Annotated in this window: 23 protein-coding genes and 1 pseudogene; 15 read left to right on the forward strand and 9 right to left on the reverse strand. The window is 70.3% G+C overall.

Going from position 1 to position 24,498, the window contains the following annotated elements; genetic code table 11:
- Window positions 1–66 precede the first annotated feature (66 nt).
- Together ACZ5VD_RS39010 and ACZ5VD_RS39015 are read right to left on the reverse strand one after the other, a co-directional pair.
- Window positions 67–1,065: an inorganic phosphate transporter gene (locus ACZ5VD_RS39010; RefSeq protein WP_468553214.1), complete on the reverse strand. Its 999-nt coding sequence runs from the start codon at window positions 1,063–1,065 to the stop codon at window positions 67–69.
- Window positions 1,066–1,072: 7 nt separating this feature from the next.
- Window positions 1,073–1,693 carry a DUF47 domain-containing protein gene (locus ACZ5VD_RS39015; protein WP_468553215.1) on the reverse strand — a complete coding sequence of 207 codons (621 nt, stop codon included), beginning with the start codon at window positions 1,691–1,693 and terminating at the stop codon, window positions 1,073–1,075.
- Window positions 1,694–1,892: 199 nt separating this feature from the next.
- Between ACZ5VD_RS39015 and ACZ5VD_RS39020 the strand changes: the two genes are divergently transcribed.
- Window positions 1,893–2,270 carry a metal-sensitive transcriptional regulator gene (locus ACZ5VD_RS39020; RefSeq protein WP_468553237.1) on the forward strand — a complete coding sequence of 126 codons (378 nt, stop codon included), beginning with the start codon at window positions 1,893–1,895 and terminating at the stop codon, window positions 2,268–2,270.
- 8 nt (window positions 2,271–2,278) lie between these two features.
- Here the strand turns inward: ACZ5VD_RS39020 and ACZ5VD_RS39025 are convergent, their stop codons facing one another.
- Both ACZ5VD_RS39025 and ACZ5VD_RS39030 read right to left on the reverse strand, forming a co-directional pair.
- Window positions 2,279–2,458, reverse strand: coding sequence for a hypothetical protein (locus tag ACZ5VD_RS39025; protein WP_468553216.1), 180 nt, complete (start codon window positions 2,456–2,458; stop codon window positions 2,279–2,281).
- 116 nt (window positions 2,459–2,574) lie between these two features.
- The gene (locus ACZ5VD_RS39030; protein ID WP_468553217.1) at window positions 2,575–3,417 is read right to left on the reverse strand and encodes an SCO4651 family lipoprotein; all 843 of its coding nucleotides are present in this window, start codon (window positions 3,415–3,417) and stop codon (window positions 2,575–2,577) included.
- 680 nt (window positions 3,418–4,097) lie between these two features.
- Here ACZ5VD_RS39030 and ACZ5VD_RS39035 point away from each other — a divergent pair.
- Complete coding sequence (locus ACZ5VD_RS39035; RefSeq protein ID WP_468685184.1) at window positions 4,098–5,654, forward strand: FAD-binding oxidoreductase; 1,557 nt, start codon at window positions 4,098–4,100, stop codon at window positions 5,652–5,654.
- Window positions 5,655–5,765: 111 nt separating this feature from the next.
- On the opposite strand, the gene ACZ5VD_RS39040 is transcribed toward ACZ5VD_RS39035, so the two are convergent.
- The 3 genes from ACZ5VD_RS39040 to ACZ5VD_RS39050 all read right to left on the reverse strand — a co-directional run bounded on the left by ACZ5VD_RS39040 (window position 5,766) and on the right by ACZ5VD_RS39050 (window position 8,489).
- On the reverse strand, window positions 5,766–6,473 hold the full coding sequence (locus tag ACZ5VD_RS39040; RefSeq protein WP_468553219.1) for a phosphatase PAP2 family protein: 708 nt from the start codon (window positions 6,471–6,473) through the stop codon (window positions 5,766–5,768).
- Between the two features lie 170 nt (window positions 6,474–6,643).
- Entirely contained in the window at window positions 6,644–7,588 is a 945-nt protein-coding gene (locus tag ACZ5VD_RS39045; protein WP_468685200.1) for a C40 family peptidase, read from the reverse strand.
- Between the two features lie 163 nt (window positions 7,589–7,751).
- Window positions 7,752–8,489: a trypsin-like serine peptidase gene (locus ACZ5VD_RS39050; RefSeq protein WP_468553220.1), complete on the reverse strand. Its 738-nt coding sequence runs from the start codon at window positions 8,487–8,489 to the stop codon at window positions 7,752–7,754.
- 66 nt (window positions 8,490–8,555) lie between these two features.
- On the opposite strand from ACZ5VD_RS39050, the pseudogene ACZ5VD_RS39055 reads away from it, so the two are divergent.
- A pseudogene (locus ACZ5VD_RS39055) lies at window positions 8,556–8,810 on the forward strand (DUF397 domain-containing protein); the annotation flags it as partial.
- A 117-nt stretch (window positions 8,811–8,927) separates the two neighbouring features.
- Here the strand turns inward: ACZ5VD_RS39055 and ACZ5VD_RS39060 are convergent.
- The gene (locus ACZ5VD_RS39060; RefSeq protein WP_468685186.1) at window positions 8,928–9,914 is read right to left on the reverse strand and encodes an oxidoreductase; all 987 of its coding nucleotides are present in this window, start codon (window positions 9,912–9,914) and stop codon (window positions 8,928–8,930) included.
- A gap of 79 nt (window positions 9,915–9,993) precedes the next feature.
- Here ACZ5VD_RS39060 and ACZ5VD_RS39065 point away from each other — a divergent pair, with 79 nt between their 5' ends.
- The 8 genes from ACZ5VD_RS39065 (at window position 9,994) to ACZ5VD_RS39100 (ending at window position 19,960) form a co-directional block, all read left to right on the forward strand.
- Window positions 9,994–10,599 (forward strand): TetR/AcrR family transcriptional regulator, encoded by a 606-nt coding sequence (locus ACZ5VD_RS39065; protein ID WP_468685188.1) that lies wholly within the window; start codon window positions 9,994–9,996, stop codon window positions 10,597–10,599.
- A gap of 328 nt (window positions 10,600–10,927) precedes the next feature.
- Window positions 10,928–12,259, forward strand: coding sequence for a S53 family peptidase (locus ACZ5VD_RS39070; RefSeq protein WP_468685190.1), 1,332 nt, complete (start codon window positions 10,928–10,930; stop codon window positions 12,257–12,259).
- 393 nt (window positions 12,260–12,652) lie between these two features.
- The gene (locus tag ACZ5VD_RS39075) at window positions 12,653–12,961 is read left to right on the forward strand and encodes a hypothetical protein (RefSeq protein WP_468553239.1); all 309 of its coding nucleotides are present in this window, start codon (window positions 12,653–12,655) and stop codon (window positions 12,959–12,961) included.
- Between the two features lie 204 nt (window positions 12,962–13,165).
- Window positions 13,166–13,999, forward strand: a complete 834-nt coding sequence (locus ACZ5VD_RS39080) for a DUF8175 domain-containg protein (protein ID WP_468685191.1) — start codon at window positions 13,166–13,168, stop codon at window positions 13,997–13,999.
- Window positions 13,989–15,323 (forward strand): hypothetical protein, encoded by a 1,335-nt coding sequence (locus ACZ5VD_RS39085; RefSeq protein WP_468685193.1) that lies wholly within the window; start codon window positions 13,989–13,991, stop codon window positions 15,321–15,323. The genes ACZ5VD_RS39080 and ACZ5VD_RS39085 overlap by 11 nt, the downstream gene beginning before the upstream one ends.
- Window positions 15,320–16,879: an SCO6880 family protein gene (locus ACZ5VD_RS39090; RefSeq protein WP_468553227.1), complete on the forward strand. Its 1,560-nt coding sequence runs from the start codon at window positions 15,320–15,322 to the stop codon at window positions 16,877–16,879. The genes ACZ5VD_RS39085 and ACZ5VD_RS39090 overlap by 4 nt, the downstream gene beginning before the upstream one ends.
- Window positions 16,880–16,890: 11 nt before the next feature.
- On the forward strand, window positions 16,891–18,306 hold the full coding sequence (locus ACZ5VD_RS39095) for an ATP-binding protein (RefSeq protein WP_468553228.1): 1,416 nt from the start codon (window positions 16,891–16,893) through the stop codon (window positions 18,304–18,306).
- Between the two features lie 88 nt (window positions 18,307–18,394).
- Window positions 18,395–19,960 carry a type IV secretory system conjugative DNA transfer family protein gene (locus ACZ5VD_RS39100; protein ID WP_468685195.1) on the forward strand — a complete coding sequence of 522 codons (1,566 nt, stop codon included), beginning with the start codon at window positions 18,395–18,397 and terminating at the stop codon, window positions 19,958–19,960.
- A 49-nt stretch (window positions 19,961–20,009) separates the two neighbouring features.
- Here the strand turns inward: ACZ5VD_RS39100 and ACZ5VD_RS39105 are convergent, their stop codons facing one another.
- Window positions 20,010–20,564 (reverse strand): GNAT family N-acetyltransferase, encoded by a 555-nt coding sequence (locus ACZ5VD_RS39105; RefSeq protein ID WP_468553230.1) that lies wholly within the window; start codon window positions 20,562–20,564, stop codon window positions 20,010–20,012.
- Window positions 20,565–20,657: 93 nt separating this feature from the next.
- Here ACZ5VD_RS39105 and ACZ5VD_RS39110 point away from each other — a divergent pair, with 93 nt between their 5' ends.
- From ACZ5VD_RS39110 to ACZ5VD_RS39125, 4 genes are all read left to right on the forward strand, one after another.
- Window positions 20,658–21,578 (forward strand): ABC transporter ATP-binding protein, encoded by a 921-nt coding sequence (locus ACZ5VD_RS39110; protein ID WP_468553231.1) that lies wholly within the window; start codon window positions 20,658–20,660, stop codon window positions 21,576–21,578.
- Window positions 21,575–22,366 (forward strand): ABC transporter permease, encoded by a 792-nt coding sequence (locus ACZ5VD_RS39115; RefSeq protein WP_468685197.1) that lies wholly within the window; start codon window positions 21,575–21,577, stop codon window positions 22,364–22,366. The genes ACZ5VD_RS39110 and ACZ5VD_RS39115 overlap by 4 nt, the downstream gene beginning before the upstream one ends.
- An 86-nt stretch (window positions 22,367–22,452) precedes the next feature.
- A complete protein-coding gene (locus tag ACZ5VD_RS39120) occupies window positions 22,453–23,718 on the forward strand; it encodes a sensor histidine kinase (RefSeq protein WP_468685202.1) in 1,266 nt (421 codons plus the stop codon).
- Window positions 23,715–24,398 (forward strand): response regulator, encoded by a 684-nt coding sequence (locus ACZ5VD_RS39125; protein ID WP_468553233.1) that lies wholly within the window; start codon window positions 23,715–23,717, stop codon window positions 24,396–24,398. Before ACZ5VD_RS39120 ends, ACZ5VD_RS39125 begins: the two co-directional genes overlap by 4 nt.
- Window positions 24,399–24,498 lie beyond the last annotated feature (100 nt).

Here is a 24,498-nt window from a genome sequence, read left to right on the forward strand (position 1 = left end):
CAGGACACACGGGCCGCACGGGCCGCACGGGGTGGTGCCGGGTTCCGGGTAAGGGAACGGCGGCGGCTACAGGAACGCCAGGTTCACTACCCCGTACGCGCACGCCGCCACGAACCCCGCCGCCGGCATCGTGATGAACCAGCCCAGGATGATGTTCTTGGCGACACCCCACCGCACGGCGTTCACCCGCTTCGTCGCGCCGACGCCCATGATCGCGGACGTGATGACGTGAGTCGTCGAGATCGGCGCCTTGAAGAGAAACGCGGTCGTGAACATGATCGACGCGCCCGTCGCCTCCGCGGCGAACCCCTGCGGCGGATCCAGCTCGATGATCTTCCGGCCCAGCGTCCGCATGATCCGCCAGCCACCCGCGTACGTACCGAGCGACAGCATCACGGCACACACGATCTTCACCCACACCGGGATCGGATCACCGTGGTCCTCGACATCGGCGATGACCAGGGCCATCACCACGATGCCCATCGTCTTCTGCGCGTCCTGAAGACCGTGCCCGAGCGCCATCCCGGCCGCCGAGACCGTCTGCGCGATCCGGAAGCCCCGCTTCGCCTTGTGCGGGTTGGCGCGCCGGAAGATCCACATGATCGCCGTCATCACCAGATAGCCGACCACCAGGCCCACCACCGGCGAGATGAACATCGGGATGACGACCTTCTCCAGCACCCCGTCCCAGTACACCGTCGTGCCACCGGCCAGCGCCGCCCCGACCATCCCGCCGAACAACGCGTGCGAGGAGGACGAGGGCAGTCCGAAGTACCAGGTGACGAGGTTCCAGGTGATCGCGCCGACCAGCGCCGCGAAGAGGATTCCCATCCCCTTCGATCCCTCGGGCGTCTCAATCAGCCCTTCGCTGACGGTCTTGGCGACCCCGGAACCGAGAAACGCACCGGCCAGGTTCATGACCGCGGCCATGGCGAGAGCCGCCCGCGGGGTGAGTGCCCGCGTCGAGACCGACGTGGCGATGGCGTTCGCCGAGTCGTGGAAGCCGTTGGTGTAAGTGAAGAAGAGCGCGACCGCGACGGTCACGACCAGAGCAAGGGTGTCCATGAAGAGGTCAGGACTCCTTGACGGCGATGGTCTCCACCGTGTTCGCCACGTGCTCGAACGCGTCGGCCGCTTCCTCCAGCACATCCACGATCTGCTTGAGCTTGAGCACCTCGATGGCCTCGTACTTGCCGTTGAAGAGCATGGCCAGCAGCTTGCGGTGGATCTGGTCGGCCTGGTTCTCCAGCCGGTTGACCTCGATCCAGTACTCGGTGAGATTGTCCATGGTGCGCAGGTTCGGCATGGCCTCGGCGGTCAGCTCGGCCGCCCGCGCCAGCACCTCGATCTGCTGCTCCACGCCCTTGGGCAGGTCCTCGACCTGGTACAGCACGACCAGGTCGACGGCCTCCTCCATGAAGTCCATGATGTCGTCGAGCGACGACGCGAGGTTGTAGATGTCCTCACGGTCGAACGGCGTGATGAACGAGGAGTTCAACTGGTGGAAGATCGCGTGCGTCGCATCGTCACCTGCGTGTTCCGCGGCCCGCATACGCTCTGCGATCTCGGCCCGGCCGGCGGTGTCCGCCCCGAGCAGTTCCATGAGGAGCTTCGAGCCCGTGACGATGTTGTCCGCGGATGCGGCGAACATGTCGTAGAAGCTCGTCTCCCTGGGGGTCAGACGAAAGCGCACAAGGGGTCCTCGGGGTGCATCGGTTTCGGTCAGGCTGATGCTAGGCGCATCATCCGGCCACGGCTAATGGGCCGTCCCCCAGTGTCGCCCATCAGGCAGAGTGTTCGGCACGGGGGCCGCTCGCATGCCCCATACCCAGCAAAGTTCGGTACGATATACCCTGTAGGGGTATATGTCTGCAGGACGGCCGGAGGACACGATGGACGCGACGACGACCACAGGGCCCGGCGCTGAAGTGCCCTCCGCCGACGCGGACGTCACAGAACCGGACATCGTCACCGACCACGACCGCGGTGTGCACGGCTACCACAAGCAGAAGGACGAGCACCTCAAACGCCTGCGCCGCATCGAGGGCCAGATCCGCGGCCTGCAGCGGATGGTCGACGAGGACACCTACTGCATCGACATACTCACGCAGGTCTCCGCCTCCACCAAGGCCCTGCAGTCCTTCGCGCTGCAGCTCCTGGAGGAGCATCTGCGCCACTGCGTCGCCGACGCCGCCGTCAAGGGCGGCACCGAGATCGACGCCAAGGTGGAAGAGGCGACCAAGGCGATCGGCCGCCTGCTGCGCACCTGACCGCCTCCTCAGTAGCCGGAGGCGTCCGCTCGTTCCTCGGCCACTTTCAGCACCTCGTCGATGCTCTCCAGGCTGAGCCGTTCCTCGCCGGCCGCCGAGGCCGCGATGATCAGCTCTCCGCACAGCTCGATCTCGGCGAGGGCCACGTGGTCCTGAACTGCCGTACCGCCGACCGGAGCCACGCGCATCACCTCTTCTCTGCCGTCACCGACTTCCTAGAGTAGGGAGCCGCTACACACCGCGCATGGCACGGAAGGGCTAGTCCTTGACGCCCGTCACGGTCCCGTGCCCGACGCGGGCCGGCTCATTCCTCGGCGATCCGGCCCGCGTAGATGTCGCCGGCGGCCGGCAGCCGTACGTCGGCGGGGACCCCGAAGTCGTACAGCAGCGTCGTCGAGGCGACCGCCACGGTTCCCTTCCGGTGACCGTTCACAAAGCTGAACCGGTGCCGGACCTTGCGGATGCGGCCCTCGTCGTCGAGGTAGACGTCGAACGGAACCGCGGCCGTGGCGAACCCTTTCGCCGCCGCCGCGAGCGGCCCCTTGTTCCCCGCGGACGCCTCCCGGGCCGCCCGCCCGAGGTCCGCGGTCCCGCGGTAGTGCCGTACGGCCGTCCCCGCGACCTCGGTCCTTCCCACGTACGTCGCCGTCCGCGTCCCGCGCAGCACCTCGGCGGCGGCGAGCGGATCGGTGGCGCCGCCGGTGACGAGGTTCCCGTCCGAGAGCGTGGCGGTGTCGACCCGCACCCACTTGTCGGCGGGCACTCCGGCCCCCCGGTTCTTCATGAACAGGGCACCGGGAGCGAGGAGTTCGGTGATGGGCCGATGGTCGCGGGCCCCCGCCGGATCCTGCGGCAGCATCACCTTCAACTGCCCCAGCTGCCGCCGGTAGTCGTAGACGCCCAGCCCTCGAATGGTCACCCGGGTTCCGCCGGTGGCCATCTCCATGGATGTGCGGGCCTTCGAACTCCCGGCGTCCACCAGGGTGTCGGCGGCCCGGTGCAGGGTCTCGACCGGGTCCCCGGACCGCGCGTCCTCGTCGAGGGCGGCATCGCTCCCGGCGCATCCCGTGGCCCCGAGACACACACCGGCCAGGACTCCCGCCGCGACCACCACGCCGCCCGTCCGCCTGTGCCGTTGCTCCGCCATCGCCTGCCTACCCCCGGTACGTCCGTCACGGGCCCCCCGTCGTTCCGATTAACGACGAGTAGATGGCGTCGTCACGCGCATACCCACCCTTTACGTGGCCTGGGTACCGTTGTCGCCGTGGCACAGCAGGACAGGGTCCCCCCACCCCCAGACCGACCGACGCACCTCACGACGACCGTGGAACAAGGCCGCTTCTGCTCGGCCCGCTGCACCTGCGGCTGGCGCGGCCCGGCCCGCCGAGCAAGAAGCCAGGCAAGAACAGACGCGGCATCCCACACCCCCGACTGACCCCCCACCCCCCGAGCCCACCAACACGGCCTGGCGCCCGCACACCCGCCACGGGAGCCGGCCCCCGCCCGACCAACCCCCCGACGCCCCCAGCCCGCGAGCAGCCGTGCCGCCGACCCCCGCACCCACCAACCCCCCAGCCTGCGGGCAGTCGTGCCGCTGGGGCGGCACGGGTGGGCGCAGGCGGCACCCCGCAACGCCGGGCTGCGCACCCACCCCTCGCCGACCACAGCCCCGGCCCACACGCCCACCCCCTCGGCACCGACGCCCCAGCCCCGCAGCTACGGCACGGCTACGGCCCATGGAACCCCCACCCCCCAATCCCCCGTCTCGTTCCACGAAGGCCCACACAGACGCCCCCCACACGCAGACACACACGCAGAGGCAGGGACATGGAACGGCGCACACTCATCGCCGCCGGCGCGGCCACCCTCACAGCCGCCGTCACGGCCTGCAAGGCAACCGGCGGCGACTCGGCGACCGGCACCTCCACCGCGTCCCGCGCCTCCGGCGCCGCGTTCAAGTCGGCCGGCGCCACCGTCCCCGCCAACTGGTCCGCCCTCGCCCGCACCCTCGACGGCACCCTGGTCCGCCCCGGCGACTCGGCCTGGCCGGCGGCCCACCAGCTCTACAACACCCGCTTCGACTCCCTCAAACCGTCCGCGGTCGCCTACGTCGCCCACCCCGACGACATCCGCACGACCCTCGCCTACGCCCGGGCCCACGCCTTCCACGTGGCGATCCGCAACGGCGGCCACTCCTACGCGGGCTGGTCGTCCGGCAACGGCCGCCTGATCATCGACGTCTCGAAGCTGAACCGCGTACGGGCCACCGGCAACACGGCCGTCGTCGGCGCCGGCGCCAAGCTGATCGACGTCTACCGCGCGCTCGCCGCGAAGGGCGTGACCATCCCGGCCGGCTCCTGCCCCACCGTCGGCGTCTCCGGCCTCACCCTCGGCGGCGGCCATGGCGTCGTCTCCCGTGCCTACGGCCTGACCTGCGACAGCCTCACCCAGGCGACCCTGATCACGGCGGACGGCAAGCAGCTGACGGCAAACGCGACCGAGAACAAGGACCTCTTCTGGGCCCTGCGCGGCGCGGGCAACGGCAACTTCGGCGTCGTGACGGAACTGCGCTTCAAGACCCACCCGGCCCCGCAGGCGGTGACGGCGTATCTCTCCTGGCCGTGGTCGAAGGCGGCGGCGGTCGTCAAGGCGTGGCAGGCGTGGGGCCCGACCCAGCCGGACGAGATCTGGTCGTCCCTGCACCTGGCGGGCACCTCGGGCGGCCGGGCCACCATCTCGGTCGCCGCTTTCTCCATCGGCACGTACGGCGAACTCAAGAACGCCGTCGATCGCCTCGCGGACAAGGTGGGCGCCCCCGCGAGCAGTGTCTCGCTGCGCCGCCGGGGCTACGAGGAGGCGATGGAGATCTACGCAGGCTGCTCCTCGTTCTCCTCCGACGCCCAGTGCCACCTGCCCGGCACCACCCCCGGCCGTTCCCCGCAGGGCGCCCTGAACCGGGAGACCTACGCGGCGAAGTCGGACTTCTTCGACAAGTCCCTGTCCGCGGCCGGGATCCAGACCCTGCTCAAGCAGCTGACGTCGGTCCGCGGCGGCTCGGGCAGCATCGCGTTCACGGCCCTCGGCGGAGCCGTCAACCGGGTCTCCCCGACGGCGACGGCGTTCGTCCACCGCCGCTCCCGGATGCTGGCCCAGTACATCGCCTCCTGGCGGGCGGGCACCAGCGGCTCGACGGCCCAGTCCTGGCTGACCGGGGCCCACACCGCGATGAAGCCGCACGCCTCGGGCGCGGCCTACCAGAACTACACGGACCCGACCCTGACGGACTGGCGCAAGGCGTACTACGGCGACGCGGCGGCCCGCCTGGCGAAGCTGAAGAAGCAGTACGACCCGAACCGCTTCTTCACCTACCCCCAGGCCCTGTAGGACCGAGGGCGGGACCAGAGCCGGGTGGGAAAACAGGACCGGGCCTGAGGCTGGGCTTGAGGCTGCGGCTGGGACGGGGTGCCGCGGATGTCCTCAGGCCGGGTACCGGGGCTACGCGGCGAGATCCCGTTCCTCCGCGTCGGCGGCCTCGCGCCGGGCTCCCGGGATCACCGTGTCCTGTCCGTCGTGCGACCGACCCCGCGCGCTGATCAGCCAACCGGCCCGGGGCGAGCGCTCGACGGCCTTGGCCACCGGCGTGAGCAGGGCCATGGCGAGGGGCGACAGCAGCAGGGCCACGGCGGTTCCGAGCGCGAATCCGCCGACCACATCGGTCGGGTAGTGCACGCCCATGTAGATGCGGCAGAAACCTTCGAGCAGGGCGAGCCCGAGCCCGAAGAACCCGAACTTCCGGTTGGCGACGAAGAGCCCGACGGCCATGGCCATGGTGATCGTGGCGTGGTCGCTCACGAAGGAGAAGTCGGTCTTGCCGGAGACGAGGACTTCCAGTCCCTCATGGGTGAGGAAGGGCCGGGGCCGCTCCACGAACCCTCGTATCGGCACGTTCACGAGTACCGCGACGCCGGCCGCGAGCGGGGCCCACACGAGGGCCGCCACCGACGAGGCCGCGTCCTCGCCGCCGCGCCGCCGTACGGTCCACCAGCACCACACGATGAGCAGCACCATGGCGAGCAGCAGTCCGTACTCACCGACGTACCCCATGGCCCGGTCGAACCAGGCCGGGGCGTCCTTGGCGAGCCCGTTGATGTCGTACAGCAGATCGACGTCAGGGTTCGACCCGGATTCTGCGAGTCCAGCCATGGCGCTCGGCCCCTTCGTCGTCTCTCTCGCTGCCTGTTCGGCTACGTCACCAGGAACGCACGGCTCCTGTTGATACGTTCCACACTCCACCGAATGATCACTCAGACGTTATCGAAGAGAGACTCATCGCCGCAGCTCAGGGGGCAGGTTCACGATCTGTTCGACCCTGCTCAGACGGTCGTGGGCAACGCTTTCGCGCCATCTTCGGTGACCCGGGTGGCCCCGAAGTAGTCCGGGGTGTCGATCGGGTCGAACCGGATCACAGCACCCGTTCGCGGCGCGTCGATCATGTACCCGCCGCCCACATAAATCCCCACATGCCGGATGGCCCGTGAATTGGTGAGGTCGTCCGAGAAGAACACCAGATCGCCGGGGAGCAGCTCGGCCCGCTCCGGATGCGGCCCCGCGTTGTACTGGTCGTTGGCGACCCGCGGCAGTGTGATCCCGACACTCTCGTAGGCGGCCTGCGTCAGCCCCGAGCAGTCGAAGCGTCCGCCCTGGTCAGCGGTACCGGTACCGCCCCACAGATAGGGCGTGCCGAGCTTCTTCTGCGCGTAGTAGATGGCACCGGCCGCCTGCTTCGACGGATCGACCCGGCTGACGGGAGCCGCGAAGCTGTCCTCCAGCGTCGTGATCGTCTTCACGTAGTTCTGGGTCTCCTTGTACGGCGGCACACCCCCGTACTTGATGACCGCGTAGGCACCCGCGTTGTACGAGGCCAGCATGTTTTCGGTCAGATTTCCGGGAACGTCCTTCACATACGAGGCGAGCGAGCAGTCGTACGACGCCGCCGACGGAATCGCGTCATTCGGATCCCAGACGTCCTTGTCGCCGTCCCCGTCGCCGTCGACGCCGTGCGTGGCCCAGGTCCCGGGGATGAACTGCGCTATCCCCTGAGCCGCCGCCGCGCTCTGGGCCTTCGGGTTGAACCCGCTCTCCTGGTAGAGCTGGGCGGCGAGCAGTGCCGGATTGATGGCGGGGCAGAGGTTGCCCCACTTCTGCACGAGGGTCTGATAGGCGGCCGGGACCGCGCCCTTGGCCAGCGCCTTGGCGCCGCCGCCCACGCCGTTGGCGAGGTTCCCGGCGACGATGTACACGCCGACGACGAGCAGCATCACGAAGCTGAGCCCCGCCGCGAGAGCGGCGCCCGCCACGATCCATGCCTTACGCACCGTCAACCGCCCCTCGCCCGGTGGGAGTCCGCCCGCGTCAGTCTAGGAGCTTCCCACCGGGAACCGGCCGCAACCAGTGCACCCGCGACGGATCAGCGAGTCCGGATCACGCACCGCGCACGGCGTCGCGGTACAACGCGGCGGCCTCCGCGCGCAGCACCACGCTGTACGAGACATCCACCGTGGCCCCGCCCCCGTCATGCCCGCCCAGCACCCCGACGACGGCCCCGTCCCCGTTCACCCAGGGACTCCCGCTCGTCCCCCCGCTGAATCCGGGACACGCGATGCGCTGCTGCGTACCGCTGTGCCGGGCAGGCCTGTTGGTACAGCGGACGGGCACCTCGCGTCGGTTCGGATACCCGGTGACGGTCACGGCGGTGGCCCCGGTCCCCGCGTCGGCGACGAACCTGTTCCCGCCCCCGACGGCATCCTCGACCCCCTTGCCCGCCCGCTCGCCGACGACCGCGAAGGCCACGTCACTGTCCTCGTCCTGCCGCTTGGCCCACCCGTCGGGCAGATACCGCCGCGTCACCCGCCACCTCCCGTACGGCGCCCTCCCGTCCCGGTACCCGGGCACGAACACCAGGTCCCCGGCGGTCCCGTCCAGACAGTGCGCCGCGGTGACGAGGAGATCGCGGTGCGGACTGTGCACCACGGACGCGGTACAGAAGTGCTGTCCGCCGTCGAACAGCGCCCCCACCCGGGCGGTCTGCCGCGTCGCGGCGGCTACGGCGGTCACACCGAGGGGGCCTGACCCGTCGTCGGCGGCCGCCTCGGAGGCGGAGACCGAGGTGACGGCGAACAGGACGACGACGTGGAGGAGAGTTCGTGGCACGCGCTTCATCGGAACCCAGCGTTCCGCACGAAGGTGAGAAACGGGTCAGGCGGCCCCGGGGATACGGTGAACCCCGTGTCTGACATTCCCCCCGACCTCACCTGGACCCGAGCCGCCCCACCGGAGGCGACCGGACCCGGCCCCTGGATCGAGATCGCCTTCGGCGAGGGCAGGGCCGAGGGCGACGACGGGGACGCCCCCGTCTATCTCCGCGAGACCAGCGCCCCGGACAACGTGGTCACCACCAGCCGACGCAAATGGGACGCCTTCGTACTCGGCGTACAGGCAGGCGAGTTCGACCACTTCGTAGAGGGAGCGGAGGGAGCGGAGGAAGTGGAGGGAGCAGAAGGAGTCGGGGAAACGGGCGGCCCCGTGGAGGAGTCCCCACCGACGTCCTCGGCGTCCCAGGCCTCCCCGGCCTCCCCTTAGAGACCGCGCCTCGTCACGTCAGAGACCGCGTCCCGCCGCTGCTTCCGTGGCGCTCGTCGACGTCGACGGAAACACCACCCCCGTCAGCTCCTCCGACACCGTCCACAGGCGTCGTGCCGTCACCGCGTCGCTCGCCGCCGCCGTGCGGCCGACCAGGGTCGGGGCGCCCCGCATCTCGCCCAGCCCGTCCGGGCCGACGTAGCTCGCGCCGGGGAGGTCCTGGGTCGCCGCGTACAGCGTCGGCAGGGTGCCCGCGCGGTCGTCCTGGGCGAAGAACCTGTTGCCGAGGCTCATGAAGAAGCGGGCGACGGGGCTCGCGGCGTGGCTCTGGAGGTTGGTGGCCGCGTAGCCGGGGTGGGCGGCGACCGCGCGGGCCGGGGAGCCCGACTCCGTCAGGCGGCGCTGGAGTTCCAGCGTGAACAGCAGATTGGCCAGCTTGGACTGGGCGTAGACGGCCCGCGGGTCGTAGTCGGCGTCGCGGTTCAGGTCGTCGAAGCGGATCGCCGCGCCGTTCCACCGGTGGGCGCCGGAGGAGACGGTGACGATCCGGTCGGTGATGTGCGGCAGGAGCAGGTTCGTCAGGGCGAAGTGGCCGAGGTGGTTCGTGCCGAACTGCATCTCGAAGCCGTCCCGGGTGCGCTGCTTCGGGATCATCATCACGCCGGCGTTGTTGATGAGCAGGTCCAGGGGGCGGCCCTCCACCTCCCAGGCGGCCGCGAAGTCCCGTACCGAGGACAGGTCGGCCAGGTCGAGCCGGCGCACCTCCGTGCTGCCGGTCACCGTCGCGGCCGCCGCCCGCCCCCGCTCCGGGTCCCGTACGGCGAACACCACGTGCGCGCCCGCCCGGGCCAGCGCGTCGGCGGCCGTCAGGCCGATGCCGCTGTTGGCGCCGGTGACCACCGCGGTGCGGCCGGCGAGGTCGGGGAGGCGGGCCGCGTTCCACTTGCCCGCCCCACCCTTGTCCGTCTTCTCGTCCTTCTTCTTCTCGGTGCTCTTCTCAGTCATGACCTCAATGTAGGCGGTGTCAACAATGCTGTCAATGACAACAATGCTGGCATCGCCTACATCCGGCTACGATGGGCGCATGCCCGAGAGCCGCCCCTATCACCACGGAGACCTGCGCTCCGCCCTGCTGGAAAGCGCCGAGCGCACACTGCGGGAGAAGGGGGCCGGCTCACTGTCCCTGCGCGAGATCGCCCGCGACGTCGGCGTGAGCCATGCCGCCCCCGGCCGCCACTTCAAGGACAAGCAGGCCCTGCTCAACGCCCTGGCGCTGGCGGGCTACGAGCGGCTGGACCGGACCCTGACCGCCGCCGACGCCCCCACCCTCCCGCTCCAGCCCCGCCTCACCGCCCTCGCCCGGGCCTACCTCGGCTTCGCCACCGCCAACGCCGAGATCCTGGAGCTGATGTACAGCCGCAAGCACGACCCGGACGCCTCCGGGCAGATGGCCGCCGCCGTCGACCGGACGGTGGGCTCGCTGGAGCGGGTCATCGCGGACGCCCACCGGCAGGGCGAGATCGGCGAGGTCGACCCCGAGCGCCTCACCCTCGCCATCGGGGCCGCCCTGCACGGCATCGCCTCGTTCACGGCCAACGGCATGGTCACCCCGGACGGCGGCCTCGCCACCGTCGAGGACCTGGTCCACCACCTGATCCACGGCCTGAAGCCCCACCGGTCCACGACCTGAAGCCCCACCGACCCCCGGCCTGAAGCACTGCCGATCCCCGGCCTGACGCCCGCCGATCCCCGCCGGCCACCGAGTTCCACCTGGCCGAAACCTGTGCGCCGACTGTGCGCCGGGTCAAGTCGCGGCCATCACCCCTCCATCGCCCGGCCATTGATCAGCAATCCCCCAACCCCCTTCGGTAAGGCGGAAGTCAGGATTCCGCAGCCCCCTTGTTGTCACGTACTCAACAAGCAACAGTCGTCGGCGGGCCGCCGCCCGCCGCCGGGGACCACGTACCGGTGGCAACACCCGCACTGCCCCTGTCAACCCCCTACCAGGAGGCTGTACGTTGCGTACGACACCCCCCAACACCCCTGCCATACGTCGCAGATGGACCCACATCGGCTCGGCCGCCGCGGCCACCGCGGCACTCGTGTTCGCCGGACTCGGCACCGCGGCCCAGGCAGACGCCGCCCCGGCGGCCACCACCGCCCGGGCCACCGCCTCCTCCTCGAAGGTGACCTGGTCGGCCACCCCCTGTGCCACGCCCAAGAAGAAGGGCGATCTGGCCTGCAACTCCCTCCGCGTCACCGGCGGCGTCACCGCCTTCCAGAAGCACGAGGCAGCCGTCGACGGCGTCACCCCCAAGGCCGCCGACGCCTCCACCCCCTCCGGCTACGGCCCGTCCGACCTCCAGGACGCCTACGGCCTGACCGACGCGGCGGCGAGCAACGGCTCCGGTGAGACGATCGCCATCGTCGACGCCTACGACGACCCGAACGCGGCCGCCGACCTCGCCAAGTACCGCTCGTACTACGGCCTCTCCGCCTGCACCGTCGCCAACGGCTGCTTCAAGAAGGTCAGCCAGACCGGCTCCACGACCTCCCTGCCCACCGCCGACAGCGGCTGGGGCCAGGAGATCTCCCTCGACCTGGACATGGCCAGCGCGACCTGCCCGAACTGCAACATCCTGCTGGTCGAGGCCACTTCGTCCTCCATGGCCAACCTCGGCAAGGCCGTGAACGAGGCGGTCAGCCTCGGCGCCAAGTTCGTCTCCAACAGCTACGGCGGCTCGGAGTCCTCCTCGGACACGTCGTACGACTCCTCGTACTTCAACCACCCGGGCGTCGCCATCACCGTCAGTGCCGGTGACTCCGCCTACGGCGCCGAATACCCGGCCGCCTCCAAGTACGTCACCTCGGTCGGCGGCACCAAGCTGTCCACCTCCTCCACCAGCCGCGGCTGGACGGAGTCCGTCTGGAAGACCAGCAGCACCGAGGGCACCGGCTCCGGCTGCTCCTCGTACGACGCCAAGCCGAGCTGGCAGACCGACACCGGCTGCACCAAGCGCATGATCTCGGACGTCTCGGCCGTCGCCGACCCGGCGACCGGCGTCTCGGTCTACGACTCCTACGGCGTCACCGCCGGCTGGTACACCTTCGGCGGCACCAGCGCCTCCTCGCCGATCATCGCCGGCGTCTACGCCCTCGCCGGCACCCCGGGCAGCGGCGACTACCCCGCCGAGTACCCGTACAACGCCGCCGGCACCTCGGCACTCAACGACGTGACCTCCGGCAACAACGGCACCTGCTCCACGAGCTACTTCTGCACCGCCGGCTCGGGCTACGACGGCCCGACCGGCTGGGGCACCCCGGAGGGCACCGACGCCTTCACCGGCTGACCACCCCTCACCAGAACTCGCCAGTGTGGGCCGTGGGGGCCCACGGGCGGCATGGGGACGAACGGGCCGCGGCATCCAGCCGCGGCCCGTTCGCCATGAGAACATTCATTCCGACCACTCACCCGACTGGCGGTCACCCACCGTGTCCGGTCGCGAAAGGGGTCAACGACGGAACCACACCACAGGTTCCGCTCAGGCCTCATTGCCCGGCGTGACCTGCCGTGATACACAGAGTGACGATACGGCTCCTGACAAGGTATTCGTACGAAACCCGCCAACCAATGCCGCCAAGTCGACATACGACAGCGTCATTGTCGGCGAGAATGAGACCTGACCTCTGCGCCCGTGCAGAGGACGCGGAACCGGAACTACCCACCAGGGGCGGTGACTTACATGCTCTTCGCGGCCGACAAGGGAGACATCAACACCATCATCGGGGGGATCGCTCCGGACTGGGGTCCCTTCGGGGCACTGGGGACCGAGGCGAAGACGATGGTCCAGGTCGTCATGGCCGTCGCCATCCTGCTCTGCCTCGGCATCGCGATCTGGGGCGCGGCGAAACAGCGCATCGGCGCGACCGCCCTGCGCGACACCTTCAGCGCCGAGCAGGGCAAGGGCCTCATCGTCGCGGGCCTGACCGGGGTCTTCATCATCGGCTCCCTCGGCACGCTCTTCACCATCGTGTACGGCATGGCCGTGTAGGCGGACGTCCACCGCCCGTGTGTGGCGCGCCCGCTCGGCCCTCTCCCCACCCCACCCGTCCGTCGTGCCCACCGGCTGAGGTTGCGTTTCCCTGATGTCCCTGACCCTGATGTCGAGTCACCACACCGCGCCCGCGCGGGAACCAGCACGGCTACCGTCGTACTCCTACGCGTTTCCACACGACGTCGAGGGGGCGGACGCGGCATGAGTCCCGGTGACGAGCAGGACACCTCCGGTGGGTACGGCGGCACGGGCCAGACCCGCACCACCCGCCTCCCCGACCGCGACACCGACGTCTACGGCGGCGCCCGACGCGGCGGCAGATCCTCCTCCCGCAGCCTCGTCACCGTCGTCGGCGTCATCGTCCTCCTCATCGCCGCAATCGCCTTCGCGAACCGCGGAGGAGACGATTCCCCGTCATCGGACGACGCGGGCTCCCAGCCGGAGGCCGCCTCCACGGCAGCGAGCGGCAAGCAACCGGTGGAGACAAAGGCGGGCGGAATCCCCACGGGATATGCGCGGGATGAGCGGGGGGCGCAGAGCGCGGCGGCGAACTACTCCGTGGCACTGGGGTCGGCCGACATGTTCAACAAGGCCAAGCGGGATGCCGTCCTTCAGACCATCATGGCCCCCGCGCAGGTCTCGGGCCTGGAAGCAACGCTGGACAAGGCGTACACCCCCGAGTTCAACAAGAATGTCGGCCTCAATGAAGACGGATCGGCACCGTCGGGCTACACCTTCGTATCCCGCACCAGCCCGATCGGCACACGGGTCACCGAGACATCCGCCAACAGTACGAGCGTCGAGGTGTGGTGCAGCGGCCTGCTCGGCCTCACGGGCGAGAACTCCACGAACCCAGTGACCAACAGTTGGTTCACCATCGCCATGAAGCTGGACTGGACCGGCGGTGACTGGAAGATCGTGACGCACTCTCAGAAGGAAGGCCCAGCGCCGGTTCCCGGTGACGACCGGGCCTCCAGCGCCGACGAGATGGCGAAGGCCGTCGAAGAGTACGGAGGGTTCTCCTATGCCCGCTAAACGCCGTGTGCTCGAAGTGGCCGCTGTCGTCACAGCCGTACAGACCGCAGCGGTACTCATGGCCACGCGTGCCTTCGCCGCACCCACACCGACGCCGACGCCGACCGACAGCAGCGACTGCTCGCTGATCGCTCCTCCCGCAAGGAAGTACTGCGACGAGGGCGGCTCAGGAGGTGGAAGTTCCGGCGGCACCCCCACCCTCACCGACACCCTCGACCCCCTCTCCTCCCTCGCCAAGGGCTGCGCCGACGCCGCCGCCTGGACCGTCGGCAAGCTCAGCGAGGCCGTCAAGGACACAGCGAACGTCGACTTCACGAACGCGAAGTTCCTCCAGCAGTACGCGGTCGTCTTCGCCGCGTCGACGATCCTGACCCTTCTGCTGTGGATCCTGGCCGTGGCCAAGCGGGCCGTGCGGGGCGTCCCCCTCACCACGGCGATCAGCGAGGCGATCGGGTTCCTCTGGCTGACCGTGCTCGCGTCCGCGTTCACCCCCCTGATCCTCTACACGGTCGTCTCGGCGACGGACGGCGTCTCAGAGGTCCTGGCGAAGGCGAGCGGCGACCAGACCGACACCTTCTTCGGCACGTTCTCCGGCGCCCTCAGCAAGGGCGAGGACATCGGCGGCGGCCCGATCATGCTGATCGTGGTGTCCCTGGTCAGCATCCTGGCCGCCGGAGTGCTGTGGCTGGAGCTGGTCATCAGGGCGGCGCTCCTGTACGTCGGCGCCCTCCTCGGCACCGTCGTCTACGCCGGCCTGGTCGACAAGAACCTGTGGGGCCACGTCCGCCGCTGGGCGGGCATCATGATCGCCGTCATCCTCGTCAAACCGGTCATCGTCATCGTGCTGGGTCTCGCCGGCGCGCTCTCGGCGGAGGACGGCCCCGACGCCTTCTCCGCCGTCGTCTCCGGCCTCGCCATCATCCTGCTCGCGATCTTCGCCAGCGCGATGATCTACCGCTTCGTCCCCGGCTTCGGCGACGAGATCGCGGGCTCCCGCAACAACCGCATCATGCAGGGCGCGGAGGGCAAGGCCGCAGCCGTCATGACCTCCCCCGCCACCCTGGTCGCCCAGGGCATCAAGACCCACAGCGCCCGCGCCGACAACAACGGCGGCGGCGGGGGCCAGAACTCCGGCGGCGCCCGCCCGAGCAACCCCGCATCCGGCGGAGTCGCCGCGCACAGCAGCCGCACCCCGAACGGAGGCGGCGGATCTGTCCCCTCCGCCGCACCCGCTCCCCGCGCCGGCAACAGCCCGGTGAACAGCCCGCACGCCGGCAACACACGCAACAGCAGTACCAACCGCACGGGAGGTGAAGGGCGTTGACGACCGAGTCCCACGTGTCCCATCAGATCGCGCCCCGCCGGACATATCTGATCGGCCGCGCCCGGCCGAACGCGATCGTCGGCAGGAACCGCGAGTCCGGCGAGATCGCGCTCATCATCGGCGGCGCGTTCCTCGGCATGATGTGCGGGCTCCTCGTCCCGGTACTGGCCCTGCGCATCGTGCTGCTGACGGGCTTCCCCATGCTCGCGCTCGCCGCGGTCTACGTGCCGTACAAGCGCCGGACGTTCTACAAGTGGTTCGAGATCAACCGCAGTTACAAGCGCACCCTCAAGCAGGGCACCGTCTACCGCTCCGGCGTCATGGAGGCCGGCACGCACGTCGACGGCCGCGAGGTGGAGATCGGCCCGCCGCCCGGGATCGGCCGCATCAACTGGCTCGCCGCCCCGTTCGGCCCCGACGAGATCGCCGTACTGCTGCACGCGGACCGCAGAACCGTCACCGCGGCGATCGAGATCGAGGGTCCCGGCGTCGGACTGCGCGACTCCGAGGACCAGGAAGCCCTCGTCGACCGCTTCGGCACCCTCCTCAAGCACGTGGCCAACGGCGACGGCTTCGTCACCCGGCTCCAGATGCTCGCCCGCACCCTCCCCGCCGACCCGGACGCCCACGCCAAGGACGTCGCCATGCGCGGCGACGAGAAGTCGCTGGGCTGGCTCCGGCAGTCGTACGACCAGCTGCAGTCCATGGTGTCCACCAGCAGCGAGCAGCACCGCGCGTACCTCGTCGCCTGTATGCACTACACCCGCGAACTGGCCGCCGAGGCCCAGGCGATGGCCCGCGCCGCCCGCCCGCACCACGGCCGCAAACTGGACCGGGACGCGGGCCTCGCCGTCGTCATGGCCCGCGAGCTCACCGACATCTGCTCGCGCCTCCAGGAGGCCGACATCCGGGTACGGCAGCCGCTGGGCCAGGGCCGGCTCTCCTCGCTCATCCACTCCATGTACGACCCGGACCACCCCATCGACCACATCCAGGCGATGACCCAACGCAACGCCTGGCCGGCCGAACTGGACGCCATGGAGCCCAAGTACCTCCAGGCCAAGACCCGGGAGTCCTCCACCCGCGCCCCCTGGTGCCACTCCACGGCCTGGGTGAAGGAGTGGCCGATGACCCCCGTCGGCGTCAACTTCCTCGCCCCGCTCCTCGTCCACACCCCGGACGTCATCCGGACCGTGGCCGTCACGATGGACCTCGAACCCACCGAGGTCGCCATCGAGCGGATGCTCACCGAGAAGACCAACGACGAGGCGGAGGCGTCCCGCGCGGCCAAGATGAACCGCACCGTCGACCCGCGCGACGTCGCCTCCCACAACCGGATCGACCAGCGCGGCGAGGACCTCGCGAGCGGCGCGGCCGGCGTCAACCTGGTCGGCTACATCACGGTCTCCTCGCGCAACCCGGAGGCTCTGGCCCGCGACAAGCGCACCATCCGGGCGTCGGCCGGAAAGTCGTACCTGAAGCTGGAGTGGTGCGACCGCGAGCACCATCGCGCCTTCGTGAACACGCTCCCGTTCGCCACCGGCATTCGAAGGTAGGGGCAAGCCGCATGCGGGATCCGATGTCCATCCTCACCGACGCCTTCACGTCCTTCCTCTTCGGGAAGGTCGAGTCGACCCGCCTGCCGGTACGCACCTCCACGGGCCAGGCCCAGGCGGTGTACCTCCCGACCGCCGCGCCCGGCCTCGGCGACTCGGGCGTCATCATCGGCCGCGAGGTCTACTCCGGCAAGGGGTACATCTACGACCCCTTCCAGCTGTACGGACAGCAACTCCCGGCGCCCCACTGGCTGGTGCTCGGCGAGTCCGGCAACGGCAAGTCGGCCCTGGAGAAGACGTACGTCCTGCGCCAGCTCCGCTTCCGTGACCGCCAGGTCGTCGTCCTGGACGCCCAGGGCGAGGACGGCTTCGGCGAATGGAACCTCATCGCGCAGGAGTTGGGGATAACCCCCATCCGGCTGGACCCGATGGCGGCCCTGGACATGGGGATCCGCCTCAACCCGCTCGACCCCGCGATCACGACGACCGGACAGCTCGCCCTGCTCCGGACCATCATCGAGGTCGCCCTCGGACACGGCCTCGACGAGCGCTCCGGCTTCGCCCTCAAGGTGGCGCACGCCTACGTCAACGAGACGATCGTCGAACGCCAGCCGGTCCTGACCGACATCGTCGAGCAGCTACGGCACCCCGAACCGGAGTCCGCCGAGGCGATGAACGTCGCCATAGACGACGTACGCGCCTGGGGCCTGGACGTGGCGCTGGTCATCGACCGCCTGGTCGACGGCGACCTGCGCGGCATGTTCGACGGCCCCACGACGGTCGGCATCGACCTGGACGCGCCCCTCATCGTCTTCGACCTGTCCCACATCGACCGGAACTCCATCGCCATGCCGATCCTGATGGCGATCGTCGGCGTGTGGCTGGAGCACACCTGGATCCGCCCCGACCGGAAGAAGCGCATCTTCCTGGTCGAGGAGGCCTGGCACATCATCAACAGCCCGTTCGTCGCCCAGCTCTTCCAGCGGCTGCTGAAGTTCGGCCGCCGCCTCGGCCTGTCCTTCGTGGCGGTGGTCCACCACCTGTCCGACGTGGTGGACGGGGCCGCGGCGAAGGAGGCCGCGGCCATCCTGAAGATGGCGTCGACCCGGACGATCTACGCCCAGAAGGCGGACGAGGCGAGGGCGACGGGCCGGGTGCTCGGTCTGCCCCGCTGGGCCGTGGAGATCATCCCGTCCCTCACCCCCGGCATCGCGGTCTGGGACGTCAACGGCAATGTCCAGGTGGTCAAACACCTGATCACCGACACCGAACGCCCCCTGGTCTTCACCGACCGCGCGATGACCGAGTCGTCCGCCGACCGCGCGTCGACCGACGACGCCCTGCGCGCCGCCGAGTTGGAGGCCGAGGAACGGGCGGCGGCCTTCGTCGAACACCACCTCGGCGACTCCGAGTCGACGGTGGCGTAGGGCATAGGGCACAACAGGACGCGTGCCGCAGGACGCAGGACGAGAACAGCAGAAGAGCCAGGAGAACCAGGAAAAGCCGGGGAGAGCCATGAGACCGGGTGACGCGCACGAGCATCGGCAGAACGCCCAGGGAGGCATCCCCGACGGCCTCCTGGTCGGCATACTCGCCTTCCTCCTCGGCCTCACCCTGCTGATCTGGTCCGCCGCGGGCCTGGCCGCCGTGTTCGCCCACGGCTCCTGGCCCGACGGTGTCCTCTTCACCCGCACCCCCCTGGCCATCCGCCACCTCATCGCCCACCCGCACGACATGGCCGGCGCCTGGCCCGACGCCCCCGCCTCCACACTCTCCGGCTACGGCCTGTTCTGGGGCCTGTTCATCGGCCAGGTCCTGATCATCATCGTCCTGACGGTGTTCGTCCTGGGCACGGTCGCCCGATGGCGGGCGGTCAGGGCGGCCAGGGCCGGGAAGCGGACGGGGACACCGGTGTCGGCTCCAGCGCCGCAGCCACAGCCACAGCCGGAGCCGGTGCGGGCACCGCAGACGCACGAGGTCCCGGTACAGAGAGCGGAGCCACAGCCGCAAGCGCACCCCCAGCCCCAGCCCCAGCCCCAGCCGCACCCCCAACTGCAGCCGCAGCCGACGGCAACCTTCCAGGAAGCCGCGCCCGTCGCATCGCCTCACCTCTCGACGAACGGTGAACGGCCAGGCGGATGGGAGGCGATCCGCACCGAAGGCGTGGTGCTGTACGCGCCCCCGGAAGCCCGCCACACCACCGCCGCCCAAGCCGTACGGGACGCGGAGGGTCCCGCCCTCGTCATCACCTCGAACCCCACCCTCTGGCAGGACACCAAGGACGCCCGCGCCAAACTCGGCCCGGTCCACGTCTACGACCCCGCCCACCTCTGCGACACCCCGGCCCGCCTCCACTGGTCGCCCACCACCGGCTGCGAGGACAAGCAGACCGCGATCACCCGGGCCGCCGCCCTCCTCGCCCCGATCCGCCCCACCGCGAAGATGGACCAGGCCGTCGCCGACGTAGCCGAAACGCTCCTGCGGAGCTACCTGCACGCCGCCGCCATCGACGGCCGCACCATCCGCCACGTCCACCGCTGGTCCCAGGGCAGCCAGATCCAGGACGCCGTACGCACCCTCCGTACGAACCCCAAGGCCGCCCCGGGCGCCGCCGGCGAACTCGAAGCCGCACTCACGGCCCACCCCGAACGCCGGGACATCGCCCAGGAGTTGACGACCAGGGCGCTCTCCGCCCTCTTCACGCTCCACATCCGCGAGGCGTGCACGCCCAACCGAACTGATGCCCTCGCCCTGGATTCCTTCGTGGACGAAGGGGGCACGCTTTATGTGGTCGGTGAATCCATCGAGGACCCCCGGACCCATCCGGGCGCGATGCCGCTGCTCACCGCCCTCGCCTCAAGCGTGGTCGAGCGCGGCCGGCGCATGGCCGAACGGTCATCCTCCGGTCGCCTCGACCCACCACTCACGCTCGTCCTGGACGACGTAGCCGCCGTGGCTCCGCTTCCCCAGCTCCCGGAGCTGCTGGCCACCGGAACGGACCGTGGCCTGCCGACCCTGGCCCTGCTCCGCTCCCGCGAACAGGCCCGCTCCCGCTGGCCGGACACCGAACTACCGGTGTGAGCAGCCCTCTTCCCCTCCCCGGGACCCGGAACACCCACCCTCCGTACCCTCAGTCCCGCCCCCGCTCCAGGACGAACTCGAACTCCCGCTCCTCCGGCCGACCGGGCATCGGCACGGTCACCCCGCTCGGCTCGAACCCCACCTTCCGGTAGAACCGCTGCGCCCGCCCGTTCTCCTCGTGCACGATGAGCCGCACCCGCTCGGCCCCGCGCCCCCACGACCACTCCAGGGCAGCGTCGAAGAGCACCTCGGTCAGCCCGCTGCCCCGCTCCTCCGGCCGGACGAACACCCCGACGACATGCCCCTGCTTCCGCTCCACCACAAGCCCGGCCCAGTCCGTCGTCCCGGCCTCCTCGACCAGCACGGTCAGCGTCCCGACCCACCGCCCGTCCGGGCCCTCGGCGATGATCTGCTGCGCCCCGTCCGCCCCCTCGGCGGACCCGGCCACCCGCTCCTTCCAGAAGGCGTCCGGCTTCGCCTCGGCCTCCTCGTACGTCTCCAGGAAGGCGAGGTGCGCGACCGGATCCCGCAGCGCCACGAGCCGCAGTTCCCTGGCGGCAGGCCACTCATCAGCACGGACGGTCCGGATCACATAGCTACTCATGCCCGCCACCGTAGTACCCGGGTACTACCCCCCTCACCTCGAATACCGCCCCGGTCCGACGCCCGCCACCGCCTCCCGGACGAGCATCGAGGCATGATTACGGCACAGGAACTGACCAAACGCTACGGCGACCGGACGGTCGTCCGCGACCTGTCCTTCACCGTCCGCTCCGGCACGGTCACCGGCTTCCTCGGCCCGAACGGCGCCGGCAAGTCCACGACCATGCGCATGATCCTCGGCCTGGACGCTCCCACCCACGGCCATGCCACCGTCGCCGGCCGCGCCTACGCCGCCCACCCCGCGCCCCTGCACGAGGTCGGCGCCCTCCTGGAGGCCCGCTCCGTCCACCCCGGCCGCACCGCCCACCACCACCTGCGTGCCCTGGCCCACACCCACGGCATCCCCAAGTCCCGCGTCGACCAGGTCCTGGACCTCACCGGGCTGACCGAGGTGGCCCACCGCCGCGTCAAGGGCTTCTCCCTCGGCATGGGCCAACGCCTGGGTATCGCCGCCGCGTTGCTCGGCGACCCGGCCACCGTCGTCCTCGACGAACCGGTCAACGGCCTCGACCCCGAGGGCGTCCTCTGGATCCGCAACCTCCTCAAGTCCCTTGCCGCGGAAGGCCGTACGGTCTTCGTCTCCTCCCACCTGATGAGCGAGACGGCCCTCACCGCCGAGCATCTGGTCATCATCGGCCGAGGCCGCCTCCTGGCCGACACCACGGTCACCGAGTTCGTACGCCGCTCGGGAGCGGGCACGGTCAAGGTCGTCACCCCGGACCCGGAGACCCTCGTACGACTGCTCCAGGCACCCGGCGTCACCCTCACCGCCACCGCCCCCGGCACCCTCGAAGTCCACGGCACGGACGCCGGACACATCGGCCGCACCGCCGCCGCCCACGCCCTCCCCCTCCTCGAACTCACCCCGAACACCGCCTCGTTGGAGGAGGCCTTCATGCATCTCACACACGACACGGTGGAGTTCGCCGCGCCCCTGGAAGGAGCCGCGGCATGAGCCTCACCGCACCCGCCCCGACCCCGGCCTACCGCGTGACCCCGTCCCGGGTCCTGCGCTCGGAGTGGCACAAGCTGTGGACCCTGCGCTCCACCTGGGTCACCCTCGTCGCGACGAGCGCCCTGACCCTCGCCATGGGCGCGGGCCTCGCCGCGGCCTACGACGGCGGCGGAGGGGACGAACTCGACACGGTCGTCCTCGTCCTCCTCGGCACCCAGTTCGCCCAGATCAACCTGGGGGTCCTCGGCATCCTCTCGACGGCCGGCGAGTACTCCACGGGCCAGATCCGCGCCACCATGACCGCGGTCCCGAGCCGTCTGCCCGTCCTGTGGTCCAAGGCCGCCGTCCTGGCCGCCGTCGCCTTCGCCCTCACCCTGTGGACGAACCTGCTCACCTTCCCCCTCGCCCAGTCCTTCCTCACCGGCACCGCCCACGAGGCCTCATTCGGCGACCCCGGCATCCTGCGCGCCCTCATCGGCAACGCCGCAGGCCTCGCCCTCCTCGGCGTGCTGGCGCTCGGCCTCGGCGCCCTCGCCCGCTCGGTCCCGATCGCCACCGGAGCGTTCATCGGCCTCGTCATGATCCTCCCCGAGGTGCTGACGATGCTCCCGTACGCCGTCGTCGACGACGCCGTCCGGTACTTCCCGGGCCGCGCCCTGGAAACCCTCACCACGGCCGCGCCGATGCCGGACTCCCCCTCCCCCGGCATGGCCTTCCTGGCCCTGCTCCTGTGGACGACGGCGACCCTCGCGGCAGCCGCGGTGGTCCTGAAACGACGGGACGTGTGACGCGAGCACGGGAAGCCCCCACCATGGACCCCGTGGCGGAAGAAGAGACGCGGCCCACACCGGAGGCCCGAGTACCGGGGACGCCCCTGCCGGAGACACGCGTACCGCAGACACACGTACCGGAGGCCCGGGCGACGGAACCCCTCACCGAGTACGTCCACCGCCTCAGCCGGCGCGTCCGCGCCTTCGACCGCGGCCACCCCCTCGTCTGGGACCTGCACCTCGCCGGCTTCTGGGTGACGGCGGCCCTGATCGACTACTTCGGCGACGGCTGGCGCAACGTCACGCACGCCCCCGACACCCCGGGCCTCCTGGTCCTCACCCTGAGCCTGGCCCTTTCCGTCCCGCTTCTCCGGCGACGCACCCACCCGCGGGCCGTCCTCCTCGCCATCACCCCGTTCGCCCTGCTCAACGCCTGGACCGGCACGGCCCTCCAGGCCGCCCTGCTCCAACTCCTCGTCATCTTCCACATCGCCCTGCGCAGGCCTCCGCGCAACCTGTGGTGGGCGACGGCCGTGGCCATCACCCCGGTGGCGGTGGGCGGTCTCCGCCACCCGCAGGCCGGCCTGGACCAGGTCATCGTCCCGGGGCTGATGTCCATCGCCGTGGCCATCGCCATCGGCATCACGGTCCGCACCCGCCGCAACTACACCGAGGCCCTGGAGGACCGCGCCCGCCGTCTGGAGGTCGAGCGCGACCAGCAGGCCCGCCTCTCCGCCGCCGCCGAACGCGCCCGTATAGCCCGGGAGATGCACGACATCATCGGCCACAACCTCTCCGTCATCACCGGTCTCGCCGACGGTGGCCGGTACGCCGCCGCCAAGTCCCCCGAGCGGGCCGCCCAGGCCCTCACGGCCATCTCCACCACCAGCCGCCAGGCCCTCACCGAACTCCGCCGCCTCCTGGACGTCCTCCGCGAGGAGGAAGGGGAAACCCCACCGGAGCTCACCCCCCAGCCCACCCTCACCGACCTCGACCAGCTCCTCGACGGCGTCCGAGCAGCCGGTCTCCCCATCCGCACCACCGTCCAAGGCACCCCCGCCATCACCCCCGGCCGCCAACTCACCGTCTACCGAGTCGTCCAGGAAGCCCTCACCAACACCCTCAAACACGCGGGCCCCACCGCCACCTCGCAGATCAACCTGTCCTACGACGACACGGGCGCCGTCACCGTCACGGTCACCGACACCGGCCGCGGCGGCCCCGAACCCGACGGTTCCGCAGGCCGCGGTCTCCCCGGAATGCGTGAGCGAACCGCCTTGTACGGCGGCACACTTGAGGCCGGTCCACGCCCGCACCCCGAAGCGGGCTGGCGCGTCCGCCTTCACCTCCCGGAGGAATCCCCGCAGTGACCACGGTCCTCATCGCCGACGACCAGCCCCTGCAACGCTTCGGCTTCCGCATGCTGCTGGAGAGCCAGGACGACATGACGGTCCTCGGCGAGGCGACGAACGGCGCGGAGGCGACCCGCCTGACCGCCGAACTCCACCCCGACGTCGTCCTGATGGACGTCCGCATGCCCGGCCTGGACGGCATCGAGGCCACCCGCCGTATCGTCGCCGCCGGAGCCCGCACCCGCGTCCTCATCCTGACGACCTTCGACCTGGACGAGTACGCCTACGCCGGCCTGCGCGCGGGAGCCTCCGGCTTCCTGGTCAAGGACGCCCAGCCGGAGGAGCTCCTCTCCGGGATCCGCGCGGTGGCGACGGGCGACGCGGTGGTCGCCCCCGGCCTGACCCGACGTCTCCTGGACACCTACGCCCACCACCTCCCGACCGGAGTCCCCATGGACCCGGGCAACCCGGGCCAGGCGGAGAACGACCCCCGAATCGCCTCCCTCACGGAACGCGAACGCGAGATCCTCACGGTCATCGGGCAGGGCTGGACGAACTCCGAGATAGCCGGCCGTCTCCACCTGGCCGAGTCCACGGTGAAAACCCACGTGGGCCGCGTTCTCGCGAAGACGGGCTGCCGGGACCGGATCCAGGCGGTGATCCTGGCGTACGACACAAGACTGGTGGAGCCGTCCTGAAGCAGGACCGGAAACACAAAAAAGGCCCACACCATAAGGTGTGGGCCTTTTCCATAAAGTTTGTTCGGCGGCGTCCTACTCTCCCACAGGGTCCCCCCTG

This window comes from Streptomyces sp. NPDC032822 (assembly GCF_055578825.1).